The organism is Aquabacterium sp., from assembly GCF_016195855.1.
In the GTDB taxonomy this organism is placed as follows: domain Bacteria; phylum Pseudomonadota; class Gammaproteobacteria; order Burkholderiales; family Burkholderiaceae_C; genus Aquabacterium.
Window position 1 is genome coordinate 164,173 of the sequence record NZ_JACPYU010000012.1, and the last position, 17,647, is coordinate 181,819.

General features: G+C 64.5%; 18 protein-coding genes. 8 read left to right on the forward strand and 10 right to left on the reverse strand.

All coding sequences use genetic code 11. The features are described 5' to 3' along the window. Positions 1-187 precede the first annotated feature (187 nt). Complete coding sequence (locus HY019_RS10815) at positions 188-928, forward strand: TetR/AcrR family transcriptional regulator (protein WP_290691884.1); 741 nt, start codon at positions 188-190, stop codon at positions 926-928. 338 nt (positions 929-1,266) lie between these two features. Here HY019_RS10815 and HY019_RS10820 read toward each other — a convergent pair whose 3' ends face one another. The 3 genes from HY019_RS10820 to HY019_RS10830 all read right to left on the reverse strand — a co-directional run bounded on the left by HY019_RS10820 (position 1,267) and on the right by HY019_RS10830 (position 3,949). Continuing rightward, a complete protein-coding gene (locus HY019_RS10820) occupies positions 1,267-1,944 on the reverse strand; it encodes a TetR/AcrR family transcriptional regulator (RefSeq protein WP_290691885.1) in 678 nt (225 codons plus the stop codon). A gap of 97 nt (positions 1,945-2,041) precedes the next feature. Continuing rightward, positions 2,042-3,031 (reverse strand): alpha/beta hydrolase, encoded by a 990-nt coding sequence (locus tag HY019_RS10825; protein WP_290691887.1) that lies wholly within the window; start codon positions 3,029-3,031, stop codon positions 2,042-2,044. Positions 3,032-3,106: 75 nt separating this feature from the next. Continuing rightward, positions 3,107-3,949, reverse strand: a complete 843-nt coding sequence (locus HY019_RS10830) for an SDR family NAD(P)-dependent oxidoreductase (protein ID WP_290691889.1) — start codon at positions 3,947-3,949, stop codon at positions 3,107-3,109. Between the two features lie 224 nt (positions 3,950-4,173). On the opposite strand from HY019_RS10830, the gene HY019_RS10835 reads away from it, so the two are divergent. Beyond that, the gene (locus HY019_RS10835; protein WP_290692032.1) at positions 4,174-4,872 is read left to right on the forward strand and encodes a TetR/AcrR family transcriptional regulator; all 699 of its coding nucleotides are present in this window, start codon (positions 4,174-4,176) and stop codon (positions 4,870-4,872) included. 93 nt (positions 4,873-4,965) lie between these two features. Here HY019_RS10835 and HY019_RS10840 read toward each other — a convergent pair whose 3' ends face one another. Next, positions 4,966-6,012 (reverse strand): putative solute-binding protein, encoded by a 1,047-nt coding sequence (locus tag HY019_RS10840; protein ID WP_290691891.1) that lies wholly within the window; start codon positions 6,010-6,012, stop codon positions 4,966-4,968. A gap of 307 nt (positions 6,013-6,319) precedes the next feature. Here HY019_RS10840 and HY019_RS10845 point away from each other — a divergent pair, with 307 nt between their 5' ends. Both HY019_RS10845 and HY019_RS10850 read left to right on the forward strand, forming a co-directional pair. After that, positions 6,320-7,393, forward strand: a complete 1,074-nt coding sequence (locus HY019_RS10845; RefSeq protein WP_290691893.1) for an acyltransferase — start codon at positions 6,320-6,322, stop codon at positions 7,391-7,393. Beyond that, a complete protein-coding gene (locus HY019_RS10850) occupies positions 7,393-8,139 on the forward strand; it encodes an SGNH/GDSL hydrolase family protein (protein WP_290691895.1) in 747 nt (248 codons plus the stop codon). The genes HY019_RS10845 and HY019_RS10850 overlap by 1 nt, the downstream gene beginning before the upstream one ends. 18 nt (positions 8,140-8,157) lie before the next feature. Here the strand turns inward: HY019_RS10850 and HY019_RS10855 are convergent, their stop codons facing one another. Both HY019_RS10855 and HY019_RS10860 read right to left on the reverse strand, forming a co-directional pair. Further along, positions 8,158-8,358 (reverse strand): ribbon-helix-helix protein, CopG family, encoded by a 201-nt coding sequence (locus HY019_RS10855; protein ID WP_290691897.1) that lies wholly within the window; start codon positions 8,356-8,358, stop codon positions 8,158-8,160. 42 nt (positions 8,359-8,400) lie between these two features. Beyond that, positions 8,401-9,141, reverse strand: coding sequence for a fused MFS/spermidine synthase (locus tag HY019_RS10860; RefSeq protein ID WP_290691900.1), 741 nt, complete (start codon positions 9,139-9,141; stop codon positions 8,401-8,403). A gap of 249 nt (positions 9,142-9,390) precedes the next feature. Here HY019_RS10860 and HY019_RS10865 point away from each other — a divergent pair, with 249 nt between their 5' ends. Beyond that, on the forward strand, positions 9,391-10,365 hold the full coding sequence (locus tag HY019_RS10865; RefSeq protein WP_290691902.1) for an oxygenase MpaB family protein: 975 nt from the start codon (positions 9,391-9,393) through the stop codon (positions 10,363-10,365). 30 nt (positions 10,366-10,395) lie between these two features. Here HY019_RS10865 and lipA read toward each other — a convergent pair whose 3' ends face one another. The 4 genes from lipA to HY019_RS10885 form a co-directional block, all read right to left on the reverse strand. Next, a complete protein-coding gene (lipA, locus tag HY019_RS10870; RefSeq protein ID WP_290691904.1) occupies positions 10,396-11,403 on the reverse strand; it encodes a lipoyl synthase in 1,008 nt (335 codons plus the stop codon). Between the two features lie 164 nt (positions 11,404-11,567). After that, complete coding sequence (gene lipB, locus HY019_RS10875) at positions 11,568-12,254, reverse strand: lipoyl(octanoyl) transferase LipB (RefSeq protein WP_290691906.1); 687 nt, start codon at positions 12,252-12,254, stop codon at positions 11,568-11,570. Between the two features lie 51 nt (positions 12,255-12,305). Continuing rightward, a complete protein-coding gene (dprA, locus tag HY019_RS10880; protein WP_290692034.1) occupies positions 12,306-13,463 on the reverse strand; it encodes a DNA-processing protein DprA in 1,158 nt (385 codons plus the stop codon). Positions 13,464-13,611: 148 nt separating this feature from the next. Next, positions 13,612-14,781 carry a LysM peptidoglycan-binding domain-containing protein gene (locus HY019_RS10885; protein ID WP_290691908.1) on the reverse strand — a complete coding sequence of 390 codons (1,170 nt, stop codon included), beginning with the start codon at positions 14,779-14,781 and terminating at the stop codon, positions 13,612-13,614. Positions 14,782-15,064: 283 nt separating this feature from the next. Between HY019_RS10885 and def the strand changes: the two genes are divergently transcribed. The 3 genes from def to htpX all read left to right on the forward strand — a co-directional run bounded on the left by def (position 15,065) and on the right by htpX (position 17,493). After that, positions 15,065-15,583: a peptide deformylase gene (def, locus tag HY019_RS10890; RefSeq protein ID WP_290691910.1), complete on the forward strand. Its 519-nt coding sequence runs from the start codon at positions 15,065-15,067 to the stop codon at positions 15,581-15,583. A gap of 2 nt (positions 15,584-15,585) precedes the next feature. Next, the gene (fmt, locus tag HY019_RS10895) at positions 15,586-16,569 is read left to right on the forward strand and encodes a methionyl-tRNA formyltransferase (protein WP_290691912.1); all 984 of its coding nucleotides are present in this window, start codon (positions 15,586-15,588) and stop codon (positions 16,567-16,569) included. Positions 16,570-16,650: 81 nt separating this feature from the next. After that, a complete protein-coding gene (gene htpX / locus HY019_RS10900; RefSeq protein ID WP_290691914.1) occupies positions 16,651-17,493 on the forward strand; it encodes a zinc metalloprotease HtpX in 843 nt (280 codons plus the stop codon). Positions 17,494-17,647: the final 154 nt, after the last annotated feature.

Sequence of the window (17,647 nt, forward strand, 5' to 3'; positions counted from 1 at the left end):
TGGGACCGGCTTCAATTCAAACCCTTATTGGGTTGCCCCTCTCCCCCAATAAGGGTATGCGATATTCTGAAAATCGCCCTTTTCCATTCACAATCCAATCAATATAGTTACGCAGCGTAATTGTTCCTGCGCTGCATCAACGTACTCGAATCGTCGTCATTTCGTCCTGCGCCGGTACGGCCGTTATATGAAGTCCCCTACTCCCACCACCAGCAGTTCCCGCGTCTACCGCGGTGCCACGGCTGAAGACCGGCGCCAACAGCGCCACGAGCGCCTTCTGGAGGCCGCCTTCGAGAGCTTCGCCCGGCATGGCATCACGCGCACCACGATGCGCGACATCTGCGCCGTGGCCCGCCTGACGGACCGCTACTTCTACGAGTCCTTCCGCAACACGGACGACGCCTTCGACGCCGTGTACCAGTGGCAGAAGGGCCAGTTGATGGCGCGCCTGACCGGCGCCATGCAGGAAGCGCCGCGCAGCCTGATGGAGCTGGCCAGAGCCGGGCTGCGGGCGTTTTACGAGTTCATGAAGGAAGACCCGCGCCGGGCGCAGGTGCTGCTGATCGACGCGTTCAGCGCCAACCAGCAGACGCTGGCCAAGTCACGCGCGGCCATGAGCCAGTACGCCACCCTGGTCAACCAACTGGCGCAAGAGCTCTACCCCCACATGCGGCAGCAGGACTTCAACATCGAGATGATGACCTCGGGCTTGCTGGGCATGACGCTGCAAGTGGGCATCAACTGGGCGCAAGGCGGCTACCAGCAGCCCATTGAAGAGGTGCTGGCGTACAACCTGTATGCCTGGCAGGGCCTGGAGGCCTGGATCGGGCGGATGATTTCAGACGCCAAGGAAAAAGACCTGCGCCGGCGCGCCACGGACCCCAAACCCGGCGAGTTCGGTGTACCGCCCGGCCTGACCAACGATTGAGCCCCACGCGGCCCCAAGAAAAGGCCCCCGAGCTTCTTGATGGAGGCTGCGGGGGCTTTTCTTTTGGCCGCCCATTCCATACCGCCCTGTTTGCGCCGCATTAAATGGTGGGTTTAGAGGCCACGCCACCACCTGTGGCCCCAAGCCTGGGCACGCCGGCCAAGCCCAGGATTAACGGACATCGACAAATAATCGGCGAGATCACAAACCAAAACACCTGCGCCAGCCGTGTGCATGCGCCTGAAGTTTTGAATGCGCAGATATTCTTATTGATCTGATGAAACACTTCACCAGATCAGGACGCAGACATCCCAACGCTGGCGCACGCAGCCCGCGGATCACGCCAAAGAGGCGCCTTCCCCCTGGGAAGAGAGCCACTGGTGCAGCCCGGACCACGCGTAAATATTATGGTCCACCAGAATATCAACCGGGGTATCAAACTGCCGTTGAGACCAGACGGTGGCGGTGTGAATCACCATGCCGACAAAACCACCCACCACCAACTCCACATCCAGCGGGATGCTGAGTTTCGGGTAGCGCGCGCTGAAGCGCCCGCGCAGCAGGTCAGCATATTGACTGACACGTGCATTCAGATTATGTGGATTGGTCAGGCCGGTGGTCACGGCATCCACCAGCAGAATTTGAGCACGGCGCGCGTCTTCCTTGATATATTCAAAAAAGGCTGTCAAGCCCGCCCGGGTTTGCAATATCGGGTCATCGGCTTGTTGTGCCACTTGCAACATGATGCGCGCCGCCACGTCAGCCGATAATTGCTTGTGAACGGCTAGGAATATCTCGTCAAGCGTCGCAAAATGCTCGTAGAAATACCGGTCATTCAAACGGGCCTGCGCGCAGATCAGGCGCATGGTGCTGTTGCGCCAACCTTGTCGCCCGAAGACGTCAAGCGCGGCCTCGATCAGCCGCTCGCGCCGCTGGGCCGCACGCTCAACGGCAGAGGCCCCGCCGTAGCGGCGTGCGGTGTTCACAACAAGAGGGTCGTCGGACTGCTGGGTCATGGCGGGCTCGGGAGGCATGGGCCGCATCTTAGAGAGGATCACCCAATCGGGCGACCCTCGTTAAACCCAGCGGGAACAATGTCCGCCAGTTGGCCCGTTAGTTAGCCCAGTGGCGCTTCATGAACTCGGCCTGGCGGTCCAGCGCCTTGACGGAGCTGGGCATCAGGCTGGCATGCGCCTGGAACACGTGCCAGCGCTTGAGGTAGATCTCCAGCTCGGACGTGCGCCCTGCGGCGGTGGCAGCCTCGACCGCCCAGACGGCGTTGTCGTAGAGCACCTCGTCGTCACCGACCTGGATCAGCGAGGGGGGCAGCCTGGACAGGTCCTGCTCAAGCGGATTCGCCAAGGGGTGGTCGGCTGGCACCTTCAGGGCCCGCTCGACGTCCTCGCCCCAAGCCAGACGGATCATCGGGTCGCGCGACTCGCGCTCTTTGTGCGTCGAATGGGGCAGCGGGTGCAGGCTGAACGCGGGCGACATCATCACCAGTGAAGCGGGGCCCGGCATGCCGGCCTTCATCGCGGCAATGGCGGTCATGAAGGTCAGGTTGCCACCGGCCGAGTCGCCGGCGATGGCGATGCGGCTGGGGTCGAAGCCCTCTTTCAACAACTGGCGGTAGCAGGCCACGCAGTCGTCCAGTTGCGCCGGGAAGGGCGCTTCGGGGGCCAGGCGGTAATGCGGCACCAGCACCAGCGCGTCGGTCAGGGCCGACAGGCGGCGCGTGATGCTGCGGTGGGTGCGCGGGCTGCCCGCCACAAAGGCACCACCGTGCAGGTACAAGATGGCGTGACGCGGCTTTTTCGACTGCCCCTTGGGCGTGATGCGCTCCACGGGGATGTGGTCGATGCGATCGGCCTTCACCTGTGCACGACCGTCTTGCGGCATCAGCGCCGAGCCGATGGCCAGCGAAGCCCGCTGCACCGCAAACGGCCAGGGCGGCCCCAGGAAGGGCTTGAGGCTGACGCGCAAGGCGATGCGCATCGCCGCGGCAACCAGCGACTCCTGCAAACCAGCGGGGGGCTGGTAGCGACGGATGACCGGGTGGGCCTGTGCCTGTTGGGCACCTGAATCGATGTTGGCAGCCGACATTGGTGAACTCCTGTCAAAGCGACAAAGCCGGACGCACAGGCCCGGCTTGATGGATCTCAGATCACGCCGGGCCGATCAGCCCAGCATGCCCTTTTTGGCGAAGAAGGTGGTCATGGGTTGGTACCAGGAGCCGCACACGCGCACCAGCAGGTCCAGGAACTTGGCGTCCGGGCCCACCACCACGCGGCGCTTGTTGCCCTCCACGGCACGCAGGATCTGCAGCGCGGCGCTCTCGGCGCTGGTGGTGTTGAGCAGCTTGTCGAACTTGTCCTTGGCGGCCTGCGCGCTGCCACCGGTCTTGGCCGTGATGCTGTGGTCCATCTTGGCGTCGCGGGCGATGTTGGTGCGGATGCCGCCCGGGTGCACGCAGGTGGCGCTCACGCCGCAGTTCTCGATGTCCAGCTCCTGGCGCAGCGCTTCCGTAAAGCCGCGCACGGCGAACTTGCTGGCGTTGTAGGTGCCTTGCGTGGGCAGGGCCAGCAAGCCGAACAGGCTGGAGGTGTTGATGACATGGCCTTCACCGGCCTTCTTCAGGTGCGGCAGGAAGGCTTGCGTGCCCCACACCACGCCCCAGAAGTTGATGCCCATGATCCACTCGAAGTCCTTCGGGCTCACGGTGTCCAGGAAGGCACCCAGGGCCACGCCGGCATTGTTGAAGACCAGGTTGACCTTGCCATGATCGGCCGCAGCCTGATCGGCCCAGGCCGTCACGGCTTCGCGATCGGCCACATTGACCTTGGCCGTGGTGACCTTGACGCCCAGCTTGCTGGCCATCTGCGCCGTTTCCGCCAGACCGACTTCATTGACATCGCTCAGCGCCAGATGGCAACCACGCCGCGCCAGCTCCAGTGCCAGCGTGCGGCCCATGCCCGAAGCGGCGCCGGTGATGGCCGCCACCTTGTTCTTGAAGTTTTTCATGTCTCTGCTCGGTCCGTTTTGTCGTCGTCAGGAAAAGAAAGCGCCTGCGTGGCCTGTTTGCCCCACTCAAGTGAAGGTCCTTGCGTCAAACCGGGCATTCACCACATTGGCGTTGTCACGAACGTAGGGCAAGATGCCGCCTTGCTTGGCGCAAGTTTGCTGAACCATTGCCTCATCAAACCCGTTATTTTGACAATGGTCAATTTCAGAAATAGTATTTGACAATGCCCGTTTCCAGAAATAGGGTTATCCCTGAAACACCCTCCACTCCGGGGACTACCGGGCGGCGTTATGGCGGCATCGACCCCGAAGAACGCCAGCGCCAGCGCAAGGCCAAGCTGATCGAGGCGGGGCTGGTGGTGTTTGGCGAGCAGGGTTATCACAACTCGACCGTGCGGGACGTGTGCAAGCAGGCGCAACTGACCTCGCGCTACTTCTACGAGAACTTCGATGGCATGGAGGCGCTGTTCAAGGCCGTGTACACCTCGGTGAACCGCGAGCTGATGCAGACCACCATCATGTCGCTGGCGAGCTGCCAGCCTGACCCCGAGAAGCTGGCCGAGGCGGCCTTGCGCAACTTCCTGGAGTTCATCCGCCAGGACCCGCACCGCGCCCGCGTGGCCCTGATCGACGCGCTCAATGTGGGCGAAGGCATGAACATGCTGGCCGACAAGGCCTCGCAGGATTTCGCCCACCTGATCGCCGGCTTCATGCACCAGATGTTCCCCAAGCTGGACGCCCAGGGCAGGCTCAACTTCAAGATGCTGGCCAATGGCCTGGTGGGCGCCAACACGCGCATCGCCACACAATGGGTGGCCGACCGCTGCAAGGCCCCGCTCGAAGACGTGCTGGCCAATACCCTGACCCTGTTCAAGGCCTGCATCGGCTACGCGCGCACGCTGGAAGCCGAGCTCAAGGACTGAAGCCCCGGACGTGGCACCCGGATACGCCACGGGGCAGCCAGAGCCGCCCCGTGTGGGTGTCAAGCTGATGCGTTCATCAGCTCAAATCAGGCCTCAACCTTCTTCGGAAGGCGAGCTGCACTCGGCTTCAGCCGGCGTGGCAGCGCAACGCACCTTCTTGATCACCTTCAGGCCCTGCTTGTTGTAGACGCCCTTGCCTGCGATGTCGATGCGCGACTCGCGCAGGATGGCGCTGTACTTCTTGACGTGATCCGGCGCGACCTCGATCCAGGTCCCGGCGGGGATGCTGGCGTCGGCGTTCTGGATCAGCTTCATGGCGCGGTCGAACTCGGAGACCCAATGGTCACGCGACTTCTCGCCAAAGCCAGCGGGGAACTTGGCCTGGTTGAGCACGACCTGATACGTCAGGATCATCAAGGGGAAGCGGGCAATGCCCCCCTTGGCGCCCAGGCCCTTGCTCAACTCCAGCGGCTTGTAGGCCAGCGTGGGCGCGGCGATCATGTCCACCTCGCCACCATTGAACTTGGCCGACAGGTTGTTGATGTCAGCGGCCACGGGCTTGCCGCCCACGCGCTGGATCATCATGGCCTGAGCCTGGTCATACTCCAGCGCGGCGATCTTCTTGCCAGCCAGGGCCTCGACCGAGTCGATGGCCCGGTTGTTGACCATCGGGTAAGCGGCGCCCAGCGGGAAGATGCCACCGATTTCATAGTTGCCCTCCACCATCAGCTTGGCAGCCTGGGGCGAAGAGAAGGTCTGCACAACCTTGCGCACAACCTCGTAGCTGGCGGGCAAGTCCACCTTGCCATCACGCACCACGGTGGTGGCGCCCAGTGTGTCGATCGACCCGGCCACGCCATTGAACTGGCGGGTGCGGAAAGCCGTGGCCATCAGGGCATCGCATTTGCCGGCGCGGAACTCGTCCACCGCCACAGCCTCGTTGACGTAGGCCTTGAGCTCGACCGTCACGCCGTTCTTCTGCATGGCCACGGCATAGTCCTTGGCCATGTTGAAGGCATCACCGCTGGCACCAATGATGTCGAACACGCACATCGTGTTGGCAGCCTGGGCAGACAGGGCGACTGCGCTCAGCGCCAGGGCGGCGCCAACGTACTTGACAGCCTTTGCTTGGAATTTCATCTATCTCTCCTGTGTAGGGGGACGGCCGCACGGCCGCAGTGGTTGCATCAGGCCTGGTTCAGGTCGACGCCGGCGGATGCTAGGGGCCACCCCGGCAGCGATGTAACGACTTACATTCGCTTGCAGCAAAGACGCTGCGCCGCAGGCCACGTGCCCATCGGGCAATCCAGGCATCCTCCCAGGGCCAGGCGAGGCATCGCGGCCGAACCACTCCGTTACACAAGTGACGGGCCTCGCCGTGTTTGATACCTCGGGTGTTCGCCCCACAACACACGATGCAATAATTCTCGATCACGCCCCGCATCACATGGACAACGCACCCCAACAGAACCGCAACGACAATTTGCAGATGCTGCGCTTCTTCGCTGCGGCGTTTGTCTTGCTGACCCACATCACCTTCTACATCCACGAGCGGGTCGACAGCACCATCGGGGTCTGGCACGTGGGAGAGGTGGGCGTCCCCATCTTCTTTGTCATCAGCGGCTTCGTGATGCACCTGTCGGCGGCCCGGATCCCACTGAACAGTGACGGCGCGAGGATCTTCATGCACAGGCGCGTCTCGCGCATCTTTCCCCTGTACTGGTTGATCACCATCGTGAAACTGTGCATCGCGTTTGCGGTACCCGCCGCGATCCTGCACAACGCCCCGGACCTGCTTCACAGCCTGGGCTCACTGGTGCTGTTCCCGATGTTCAACAGCGAGGGGCAGATCCGCCCCATCCATGGGGTCGCTTGGACCTTGCTGCACGAGATGCTGTTCTATTACATCTTCGCGCTGGCCATGGTGTTGCGCCGCTCGCCCTATGTGTTCAGCTCGGTGCTCATCACCGGCATGTGGGCCGCCGGCCTGTTCATCCAGCCAGAATCTGCCCTCGCCTATGTGTGCACAGACCGCATCAACCTGATGTTCGTGGCGGGCATGAGCCTGTCGGCCTGGATCAAGTCCGGACGCGCGATCCCCCGTGCGCTGGGGCTGTTGATGCTGGCGGTGGCCTTTGCTTCGTTGCAGGGTATGGACGGGGCCGTCTTTGCCTTCATCCACGGCTACAACATCGATGCCGCGCTGATCGTGATGGCCGCCATGGCGCTGAGCCTCAATGCCCTGCCCCCGCTCAAGCGCCTGCTGGTCTCGCTGGGCGACAGTTCTTACTCGCTGTACATGCTGCACCCCATCCTGGCGCCGGCCATCTGCGTGCTCCTGCTGAAGCTGAAGATCAGCTCGCCCTACATCATCGTTCCTGTTGCGTTCGTGGCATGCGTCACAGCAGCCAACTTGCTGTACAGGTATATTGAAAACCCCCTCAATGAACTGGCCAAACGGCATCTGGGCAAGGTGTTCCTGAAGTCCCGCCCAAGCCACGTGGCCGCCAAAGGAAGCTGATGGCTGACACTCTGACCCGCATCCTGCAAGGGGCACTGGCTTGTGCGCTGATGGGCTCGACGGCCCTGTCCCAGGCTGCGGATTGCGACAAGGGCAAGAACTGCCTGTTCGTGATTGGCAACTCCCTGACTCGCCATGGCCCTTCATCAGCGATTGGCTGGCAAGGTGAATGGGGCATGGCCGCCAGCGCCGCCGACAAGGACTACGTGGCGCAATTGCTGAAACTGTTGAACCAGGATGCGGCCGGCGCATCATGGGCTGCACACAAGGAAGACGGCGGCGAACTGGAACGCCACCCGGCCCTCTATCACGTTGCGGACGAGACAAGCCGCCTGGCCCGCCAATCGGCTCTTGTGGTGGTGGAGGTCGGCGACAACGTGGACACCGGCAAGACGCCCCTGCCCATGTTTGCCCAAGCCTACTCGCAAAGTCTCGAGGCCTTGAAGCCTGAAGCCGGCGTACTGGCTTGCGTGAGCACCTGGTGGCCCTCGGCTGAAAAAGACCAGCTCATCAAGGAGCGCTGCGAAAAGGCCGGAGGGGTGTTCGTGGACATCTCCAGCATCGCCCGATCACCCAAGAGCATCGCGCGCAATGAGCGCACGATTGCGCATGACGGCGTGGGCGCTCACCCCGGGGACGCCGGCATGAAGGCGATCGCCAACAAGATCTTCACCGTGGCGGGGCCACGCCCAAGCGCGGACAAGGCGGCACAGCCCGTCAAGACACCGGGCAAGAAGCAGCCCTGACAGGCGTCAGGCTCGCGCTCATTTCGTACCGGGCGCAGGCTTGCGCCCAGGCACCGCGCTCTTGCTCGCATACGTCACCTGATGCTCGGCCAGGTAGTCCCGGATCATCTGCCGCACCACCTGCGATGGCGTGAGGTCCTGGCTGGCGCACAAGGCCTCGAATGCGGCCTTCTTGTCAGGGTCGATCAGCAGCGTCAGGCGAGCGGTTTTGGATTCCATGATGGCGCGCAAGGGTAAGTCAAAAGCATTGTAGGAGCCCGCTCACGCACGGCGCAGGCTTTGGGCGATGTGGGCGAAAGCGGCTTCCAGCTGGCTCCAGGCCGCATCCGGCAAGCCGGCCGGACGGGGCGCCGGCAAGGCCTCATGCAAATGCCCCTTGCAGGCGAACACGGTGGCGTTGTCTGCCTCGGGCTCGACCACGACATGCACCTCGCCCTTGAAGGCCGCGTGAACGCGGGCCACGTAGGTGTCGAAGTGCGGGTGCCTGTAATGCAGGTTGACCACCAGGATGCCGCCGGGCTGCAAGGCCTCGTAGCAGTGCTCGTAAAAGCGCTGCGAGCACAGCCTGGCCGGGATGCCACTGACCTCGAAGCCGTCCACCAGCAGCACGTCGTACTGTTTGGGCGGGCGCCGCACGAACAGCGCGCCGTCCCCCTGCAGCACCTTGAAGCGGCTGTCGTCCTGAGGGATCAGGAAGGCATCGCGCAGCGCCACCACATGGGGGTTGATCTCCACCACCACGAGGCGGGCGCGAGGCAGGTAGCGGTAGCAGAACTTGGCCATCGAGCCGCCGCCCAGCCCGATCATGGCGATGTTGTCGGGCCTGGGGTTGAACAGCAGGAAGCCCATCATCGTGCGGGTGTACTCCAGCACCAGGGCGTCGGGCTGCATCAGGTTCATGCTGCTTTGGATGGCCGAGATCGAGAAGTACAAGGACTTGGATCCCAAGGTCTCCGAGACAAAGGGTTTGACGAACTCGTCGGGGTCGGTGGTGTCAGGCATCCGGATTCAGGCTATACAACTTTAATTTGCCTTTGATTATCATCACATTAACATGTAATGTGATCAATTGATCAACGCAAGTTGACAAGCCATCCAAGCTTGAACGACGGCCAGCGGCCACCACCGCGAGACAAATCGTCCGAAGTGACGATCGTGATTCAGCGCCCGTTGCTCTAGCGTGTGACCCTCACCACCACGACGGGCTGCATGATGAGCGAGCATCCTTCCACAGGCGCCTCCGGGTGCCCCATGAGCACGCCCGACGCGGGTGGCGGCCAGCGGCACCGCCGCCTCCTGGGCCTGTGGCGCAACCCCTCTGTTCGACGCGAGATCGCCGCCCTCGACGCCCAGCGCGACTGCCAGCGCATCGTGCACCTGCTGACGGCCTATGAGTTCCCCGCCGACATCCAGCGCGCCACCGAGCTGGCCCTGTTCCACACCTATGGCAGCCACTCGATCTCCGCGCTGCTGGACCGCACCGGCCAGTTCAGCAAGCTGGGCCAGAAGCGCTACGACGACACGCGCCTGCTGATCGCCCAGTTCATGGAAAGCGGCTGGGCATCCGACCCGGGCCAGCGCTCGATCGCGCAGATGAACCACATCCACGCGCACTACCGCATCGACAACGAGGACTTCCTCTTCGTGCTGTGGACTTTCATCGACTTCCCCTTGCGCTGGCTGGACGCGTTTGGCTGGCGCCGCGTCACCGCGCACGAGCGCCAGGCCTGGTTCCATTACTGGGTGGAGATTGGCCGGCGCATGCGGCTGCAGCACATCCCCGGCAGCCCGGAAGCCTTCGATGCCTTCGTGCAGGCCTACGAGGCCCGCCAGCTGCACCACACGCCCGCCAACGAACGCGTGGCCCAGGCAACCATCGCCATCATGGCGGCCTGGCTGCCCAAGCCCTTGCGTGGCGCGGTCGCCCCGGTGGTCCGTACGCTGGTGCCAGCTCGTTTACTGCCAGCCATCGGCATGCACGCCCCGTCGCCTGTGCTCAAGGCCTTGGTCCACGGGGCGCTGAAACTGCGGGCGCTGGCCAAGCGCGGGTTGCCGTGGGAGGCTTACCCCACCATGCTGGCGAACACGCGCAACCGCACCTACCCGGGCCAGTGCTACCGCATCGAGGAACTGGGGCCACCATTTGCGCACCGACTTCAGGCCGGCAGCGAGGATCAGGGTGAGCTTGAGGGTGAAGCGCAGGCCCAGGTCAAGCGGGCAGGTTGACCCTGCCGCTCAGGTGCAAAGCACCAAGGGTCAGACCTTCACACCCGCCTGCATGGCCTGCTGGTCCGCGTGGTAGCTGCTGCGCACCATGGCGCCCACGGCAGCGTGCGTGAAGCCCATCTTGCGGGCTTCTTCCTCGAACATCTTGAAGGTGTCCGGGTGCACATAACGGCGCACCGGCAGGTGGTGGCCTGAAGGCGCCAGGTACTGGCCGATGGTGATCATGTCGATGTCATGCGCGCGCATGTCGCGCATCACCTGCAGGATCTCTTCGTCGGTTTCACCCAGGCCGACCATGATGCCGCTCTTGGTCGGGATATCCGGGTGCAGGGCCTTGAACTTCTTGAGCAGGTTCAGGCTGAACGCGTAATCACTGCCTGGGCGCGCTTCCTTGTACAGGCGCTGCGCGGTTTCCAGGTTGTGGTTCATCACATCGGGCGGGGCGGCCTTGAGGATCTCCAGGGCGCGCTCGTCGCGGCCACGGAAGTCAGGCACCAGGATCTCGATGCGCGTGGCGGGCGATTGCTCGCGGATCTGCTTGATGCACTCCACGAAGTGGCCGGCACCGCCATCACGCAGGTCATCGCGGTCCACGCTGGTGATGACCACGTACTTGAGCTTGAGGGCGGCAATCGTCTTGGCCAGGTTGGCCGGCTCGTTCACGTCCAGCGGGTCAGGGCGGCCGTGGCCCACGTCGCAGAAGGGGCAACGGCGCGTGCACTTGTCGCCCATGATCATGAAGGTGGCCGTGCCGTGGCCAAAGCACTCGCCGATATTGGGGCAGGAGGCCTCTTCGCACACCGTGTGCAGCTTGTGCTCGCGCAGGATGCTCTTGATCTCGTAGAAGCGTGTGCTGGGCGAGCCTGCCTTGACGCGGATCCACTCGGGCTTGCGCAGCACTTCTTCCGCGGGCACCACCTTGATGGGGATGCGGGCCGTCTTGGCCTGGGCTTTTTGCTTGGCGGAAGGGTCGTAGGCGGGCGCGGGGGCCTGGGTCAGGCCTTGTGCAGGATCAGCGGGGGTGTTTTCTGTGGACATGGCAAGGCTTGATTTCAACGCCCGGCTTTTGGCCGGGCCATCTGCCACTTTAGCCGATTGGGGCCCGCGACGGGCGAAAGCCCCGGTGTGGAAAGCCGCAGGCCGGTGAATCAAGCACAAGGATGGCGCACGTGGGGGCGCCGCTGCGGGCACCCACCGTGTGCTCAGGGCGCCAGCCGAAGGTCGAGCTGATGCGCCTGCACGGCCGCGACTTCATCCCAACCCACGTCCACACCGATGCTGGCCAGGTCCACGGTGCGCAAGCCCTGGTAGCCGCAGGGGTTGATGCGGCCGTAGGGGCTCAGGTCCATGGCCACATTGAGCGCCATGCCGTGGTACGTGCAGTGCCGGCTGACCTTGATGCCCAGGGCGGCGATCTTGCCCAGGCCCTTGAAGGGGTCGCGCGGGTCAGCGGGGGTGCTGAGCGCAGCGTGGGCAAAAGGGTCGTCCAGCCGCACGTAGATGCCCGGCGCGCCAGCCACGCGGTGCCCCGTCACCCCGAAGTGCGCCAGGGTGCGGATGATGGCTTCTTCCAGCCGGTATACATACTCCTTGACGAAGTAACCGCGGCGCTGGAGGTTGAGCAGCGGGTAGGCCACGACCTGACCCGGCCCGTGGTAGGTCACCTGCCCGCCCCGGTTGGTCTGCACCACGGGGATGTGGTCGGGGCCTTCGGGGTTGAACAGCACGTGGTCAGCCTTGCCGGCCAGGCCTTGCGTGAAGGTGGGCGGGTGCTGGCACACCCAGATTTCATCGGGGGTGTCCGCGGTGCGGGTGTCGGTGAAGGCCTGCATGGCCGCCATCGTGGGGGCGTAGGGCACCAGGCCCAGGTTCTGGATGATCGTGCTCACAGGCGCATTTTGACACCCCAGCCCCCAACCACGCCGGAAAGCGGGCGCCGCTCAGGCCAAGCCCACGCGCTGGAACAACTGCCCCGGCAACCGGGCGACCTGCCCCATCAACTCCAGCTCCAGCAGGCGGGCGCCCAGGTCGGCCGCCCCCCAGCCCGTGCGAGCCGACAGCGCCTCCTGGCTGACCGGGTCATAGCCCATGGCGGCCAGGATGGGGTCTTCGTCTGATGTGACCGATGTTGCCTGGTCCTGGCAGGTGTTGGCGTCGGCAGAGGACGCGTTTGCCGCAGCGCCCAAGGCCGAGCTCTCCAGGTGCAGCTCTTCCAGCACGTCCTGCGCGGTCTCGACCAGCTTGGCGCCTTGCTTGATCAAGGCGTGGCAGCCACGCGCATGCGGCGAGTGGATGGAGCCAGGGATCGCGAGCACCTCGCGCCCCATCTCGGCCGCCAGGCGCGCCGTGATCAGGGAGCCGGACTGCACGGCCGCCTCCACCACCAGCGTGCCGCGCGTCAGGGCAGCGACCACGCGGTTGCGCTTGGGGAAATTGGCCTGCAGGGGCTGCGTGCCCAAGGTGAACTCGCTGAGCAGCAGGCCTTGCTCGGCCAGGCGGTGGGCCAGGGCCTGGTGGGCCTTGGGGTAGACGCGGTCCAGGCCCGTGCCCACCACCGCGATGGTGCTGCCCAGGCCGCCGTCCAGCGCACCTTCATGGGCGGCACCGTCCACGCCCAGCGCCAGGCCCGAGACCACGGTCACGCCGGCCTGGCTCAAGGCCTTGGCAAAAGCGTAGGCGTTGTCTCGCCCTTGCGGGCTGGGGTGGCGGCTGCCCACCACGGCCACCGCTGGGCGCGCGAGCAGGTCCAGCCGGCCTTGGGCAAACAGCAGCAAGGGCGGGTCCGCCGCCTGCAGCAGCATCTGGGGATAGGCGGGATCAGCCAGACTCAGCACCTGCCTCGCCATGCGGCCGCTGGCCAGTTGCGGCGACTGCGCCAGCCACGCCAGGGTGGCCTCCACCTGCTCGTCCAGGCCTTCGGGCTCCTCGCCCAGCGCGGTGCGCTCGCGTTTGCTCACCAGGGCCACCAGCGCCGCTTCGGGTGCGGCAAACACGGCCTGGGGCGAGCCCAGTGCGGCCAGCAATTTGCGCGCACAGCCCGGCCCGACATGCGGCGTCAGCACCAGGCGCAGCCAGGCTCGCAACTCTGCCCGCGCCATGTCCTCCCGTTCCATTTTCTTGATCCGTATGCAAAACAGTAAACAAAAGGGCAGATTGGGAAACCCAAATCTGCCCTTATTTCGCCCTTGAGGCACGGCGGCACCAGGGCCGCTGAAGCTCAGACCACCGAGGGCCTGAGGACGCCCATCAGGGCTGCGTGAAACGGTCACCCGGCTTGACCGGGTCCTTGACGTTGAGGATCAAGGCGTAGGACACGCGGTCGAACACGCGGAACACGAACAGCAGGCCATGGCGCTCGTCAGGCAGGTTCATCACGGCCCTGTCATCGCTGGTCTTGTCGCGCATGGTGACACCCGCACGCCACAGCGCCAGCACATGGCCACGCTCCATGCCGTCCTTGGCACCCTTGTTGAGCGCCACGATCTGGCTTTGGCCAGCGGTCAGGGCATCACCGTAGATCGACACGATCTGGCCAGACAAGTCCTGGGCCGGCGCGTGCGGCACCATGTTGGTGTACTCACGCGGGGGCACCGGGGCCAGGCGATCACCCACGGCGGACTCCTGGCGCAGGCTGGTGATGGTGAAGGTGGAAGGGATGACCACCTGGCCGCCGTCCGCACCGGTGCCTTCCGCGCCGTCGCGGGTCATGGTGGCCGTGCCAACATACTGCGCTTCGTAGCCCAGCACCTCACGGGTAGCCGGGTCGCGCAGGGGCTTGGGTTCGCGGAACAGGCGCCAGTCACGGCGGCCGCCCAGGTCACCGCGCACGTAGGCGGTTTCACCACGCGACAGCACGACACGGCCCTCCTGGGTGGCCACCACGCGGGGCGCCTGCAGCAACTCTTCGCTGGTGTCGAACACCACGGCTTCGTTGAAGAAGGGCTCCAGCAGGTGCACGCGCACGCTGCTGATGGCGTCGTCCAGGCTGCCTTCACGCACGCGCGGCGACAGCTTGACGGTACCGTTGGCCCCCACCACCGGCTCGCCCACACGCAGGCGGGCGCGGCCATTGCTCTTGTCCAGGTACAGCATCTGCCCCGGGAAGATCAGGTGCGGGTTGCGGATCTGCTGCATGTTCATGCCCCACAGTTCTGGCCAGCGCCAGGGGGTCTTGAGGAACAGGCTGGAGATGTCCCACAGCGTGTCGCCGCGCTTGACGGTGTAGGTGTCGGGCGCGTTGGGCGACAGCTCGGACAGCGGCACACCGGCTTCGGCCACCTTGGCCGCCGTGGCTTTTTGTTGTGGGGTGATGGGGTAGTTGGGGAAACCTTCGGCCTGGGCAGCCGTGGCCAAACTACCTGCCAACACGCCCAGCGCGGCAAGCGCCGATACACTCAGGGCACGGGTCCGACTCACAAGGGCGGGGCCGCCTGCCTGCGTGAACCGAGCCATACAGGACAGCGATCGCTGGGTCATGAATACAGTCTCCAATTACCGTTCAAAGAGATTCCCGCAGACAGGGATACCTCATATTCGGCAAAATCTGGTCAATGATCATTTGATTCTGCCCGCAAAAGCTGCGCAGTCGCAACGAAAATTGCCCCGTGTTACCGGTGGTTGCCGGCCCATTGCTGATTCAGCCGTTGCGCCGCTTCCACAACGATATTGTTGATATCCCTCGCTGAGACAAGAGTAGACCATGGCCCTGCTGCCCATCCTGACCTACCCCGACAACCGCCTGCACACGGTGGCCAAGCCTGTTGCCCAGGTAGACGATCGCATCCGCCAGCTGGTCGATGACATGCTGGAGACCATGTACGACGCCAAGGGCGTGGGTCTGGCGGCCACCCAGGTGGACGTGCACGAACGCGTGGTCGTCATCGACACCAGCGAAGAGCGCAACAAGCCCCTGGTGCTGATCAACCCCGAGATTTTCTGGGCCAGCAAGGAGATGCTGGTGTGGGAAGAAGGCTGCCTGTCCGTGCCAGCCATCTACGACAAGGTCGAGCGCCATGTGCGCGTGAAGGTGCGTGCGCTCAACCGCGACGGCCAGACCTTCGAGCTGGAAACCGACGAGGACCTGCTGTCGGTGTGCGTGCAGCATGAACTCGACCACCTGCTGGGCAAGGTGTTCGTGGAATACCTCTCGCCGCTCAAGCGCAACCGCATCAAGGCCAAGATGCAGAAGAAGGCCCGTGAAGAACGCACGACTGCATGAGCATGAGCAAGCTCAAAGTCGCGTTCGCCGGCACGCCTGAATTCGCCAGCGAAGCCCTGCGCGCCATCCTGGCTGCGGGCTTTGAGGTGCCGCTGGTGCTGACCCAGCCTGACCGCCCCGCTGGCCGCGGCATGAAGCTGCAGGCCTCGCCTGTCAAGCAACTGGCCCAGCAGCACGGCATCACGGTGGCGCAACCCCACAGCCTGAAGCTGGACGGCAAGTACCCTGACGAGGCCAAGGCCGCACACGAGGCCCTGCTGGCCGCCGCGCCCGACGTGCTGGTGGTGGCCGCCTATGGCCTGATCCTGCCGCAGTGGACATTGGACTTGCCCCGCCTGGGCTGCCTCAACATCCACGGCTCGCTGCTGCCACGCTGGCGGGGTGCCGCCCCCATCCACCGGGCCATCGAAGCCGGCGATGCCGAAACAGGCATCACCATCATGCAGATGGACGCGGGCCTGGACACGGGCGACATGCTGCTGATCGAGAAGGTCGCCATCCAACCCGAGGACACCACCGCTACGCTGCATGACCGGCTGGCCGCGCTCGGCGGGCGCCTGATTGTCGAGGCACTGGAATGCGCCGCCTGCAATGGCCTGAAGCCCACGCCTCAGCCCAAAGAGGGCGTGAACTACGCGCACAAGATCGAGAAGGCCGAAGCCGCCATCGACTGGTCGCTGCCCGCCGCCCAGATCGCGCGCCGTGTGCGCGCCTTCGACCCCTTCCCCGGCACAACCTTCCAGTGGCCCGGCGAAGAAGGCTCGGCCGCCCCCATCAAGGACACCATCAAGTTGTGGGCCGCAGACCTGGTGCCGGACGCCAGCGGCACGCCCGGCCAGATCCTGCAGGCGCAGGGCGACACCCTGGTGGTGGCCTGCGGCCAGCAGGCCCTGGCCTTGCGCGCATTGCAAAAACCGGGGGGCAAGCGCATTTCTGCACGTGATTTCCTGCAAAACGCAAGGACCATACCGGCTTCCCTGGCTTGAACTTTCCGGCCGGGCACCCATCTAAAAGGCTGCCACCATGAGGTGGTGTGTTTCCATTCGCGGGTCAGGAGGCCCGACAAGATGTTCAACATGATGAAAACCGCCATCCTGATGGCGGCGATCACTGCCCTGTTCATGGCCATCGGCGGCATGATCGGTGGCCGTACCGGCATGATGCTGGCCTTGGTCGTGGCCCTGGGCATGAACTTCTTCAGCTACTGGTTCAGTGACCAGATGGTGCTCAAGATGTACAACGCCCGCGAGGTGGACGAGACCTCCGCGCCGCGTTTTTACGCCATGGTCAAGGAGCTGGCCCAGCGCGCCCAGCTGCCCATGCCCCGCGTCTACCTGATCGACGAGGCCGCGCCCAACGCCTTTGCCACGGGCCGCAACCCCGAGCATGCCGCCGTGGCCGCCACCACCGGCATCATCAATGTGCTGACCGACCGCGAACTGCGCGGCGTGATGGCACACGAGCTGGCCCACGTCAAGCACCGCGACATCCTGATCAGCACCATCAGTGCCACCATGGCCGGCGCGATCTCCATGCTGGCCAACTTCGCCGCCTTCTTTGGTGGCCGTGATTCGGAAGGCCGCCCCGCCAACCCGATCGCCGGCATCGCTGTGGCCATCCTGGCACCGCTGGCCGCCAGCCTGATCCAGATGGCGATCAGCCGGGCCCGCGAGTTCGAGGCCGACCGAGGCGGCGCCGAGATCAGCGGCGACCCACAAGCCCTGGCCAGCGCGCTGGAGAAGATCCACCGCTATGCCCAAGGCATCCCGCTGGAAACGGCCGAAGCTCACCCCGAGACCGCCCAGATGATGATCATGAACCCGTTGTCCGGCGGCGGGCTGCGCAGCCTGTTCTCCACGCACCCGGCTACCGAAGAGCGTGTGGCGCGCCTGATGGCCATGGTCCATTGAACATTCAATCGTTACGCAGCATGACAATGGGTGTGACACTCTTCACGCCCGGTGCCACCCTGGCACGGTCTTGGGGCACCACCCCCTGATTTGAGGGTCAAGCCCGACAGCACCCGTCCGATACACCGACAACGCGCTCCGCCTCGCAGGCGGG

What these genes read in the sequence shown, in the direction of transcription:
- HY019_RS10815 (WP_290691884.1), top strand. Translation starts at nt 188, where the DNA reads ATGAAGTCCCCTACTCCCACCACCAGCAGTTCCCGCGTCTACCGCGGT.
- HY019_RS10820 (WP_290691885.1), bottom strand. Translation starts at nt 1,944, where the DNA reads ATGACCCAGCAGTCCGACGACCCTCTTGTTGTGAACACCGCACGCCGC.
- HY019_RS10825 (WP_290691887.1), bottom strand. Translation starts at nt 3,031, where the DNA reads ATGTCGGCTGCCAACATCGATTCAGGTGCCCAACAGGCACAGGCCCAC.
- HY019_RS10830 (WP_290691889.1), bottom strand. Translation starts at nt 3,949, where the DNA reads ATGAAAAACTTCAAGAACAAGGTGGCGGCCATCACCGGCGCCGCTTCG.
- HY019_RS10835 (WP_290692032.1), top strand. Translation starts at nt 4,174, where the DNA reads ATGCCCGTTTCCAGAAATAGGGTTATCCCTGAAACACCCTCCACTCCG.
- HY019_RS10840 (WP_290691891.1), bottom strand. Translation starts at nt 6,012, where the DNA reads ATGAAATTCCAAGCAAAGGCTGTCAAGTACGTTGGCGCCGCCCTGGCG.
- HY019_RS10845 (WP_290691893.1), top strand. Translation starts at nt 6,320, where the DNA reads ATGGACAACGCACCCCAACAGAACCGCAACGACAATTTGCAGATGCTG.
- HY019_RS10850 (WP_290691895.1), top strand. Translation starts at nt 7,393, where the DNA reads ATGGCTGACACTCTGACCCGCATCCTGCAAGGGGCACTGGCTTGTGCG.
- HY019_RS10855 (WP_290691897.1), bottom strand. Translation starts at nt 8,358, where the DNA reads ATGGAATCCAAAACCGCTCGCCTGACGCTGCTGATCGACCCTGACAAG.
- HY019_RS10860 (WP_290691900.1), bottom strand. Translation starts at nt 9,141, where the DNA reads ATGCCTGACACCACCGACCCCGACGAGTTCGTCAAACCCTTTGTCTCG.
- HY019_RS10865 (WP_290691902.1), top strand. Translation starts at nt 9,391, where the DNA reads ATGAGCACGCCCGACGCGGGTGGCGGCCAGCGGCACCGCCGCCTCCTG.
- lipA (WP_290691904.1), bottom strand. Translation starts at nt 11,403, where the DNA reads ATGTCCACAGAAAACACCCCCGCTGATCCTGCACAAGGCCTGACCCAG.
- dprA (WP_290692034.1), bottom strand. Translation starts at nt 13,463, where the DNA reads ATGGCGCGGGCAGAGTTGCGAGCCTGGCTGCGCCTGGTGCTGACGCCG.
- def (WP_290691910.1), top strand. Translation starts at nt 15,065, where the DNA reads ATGGCCCTGCTGCCCATCCTGACCTACCCCGACAACCGCCTGCACACG.
- fmt (WP_290691912.1), top strand. Translation starts at nt 15,586, where the DNA reads ATGAGCAAGCTCAAAGTCGCGTTCGCCGGCACGCCTGAATTCGCCAGC.
- htpX (WP_290691914.1), top strand. Translation starts at nt 16,651, where the DNA reads ATGTTCAACATGATGAAAACCGCCATCCTGATGGCGGCGATCACTGCC.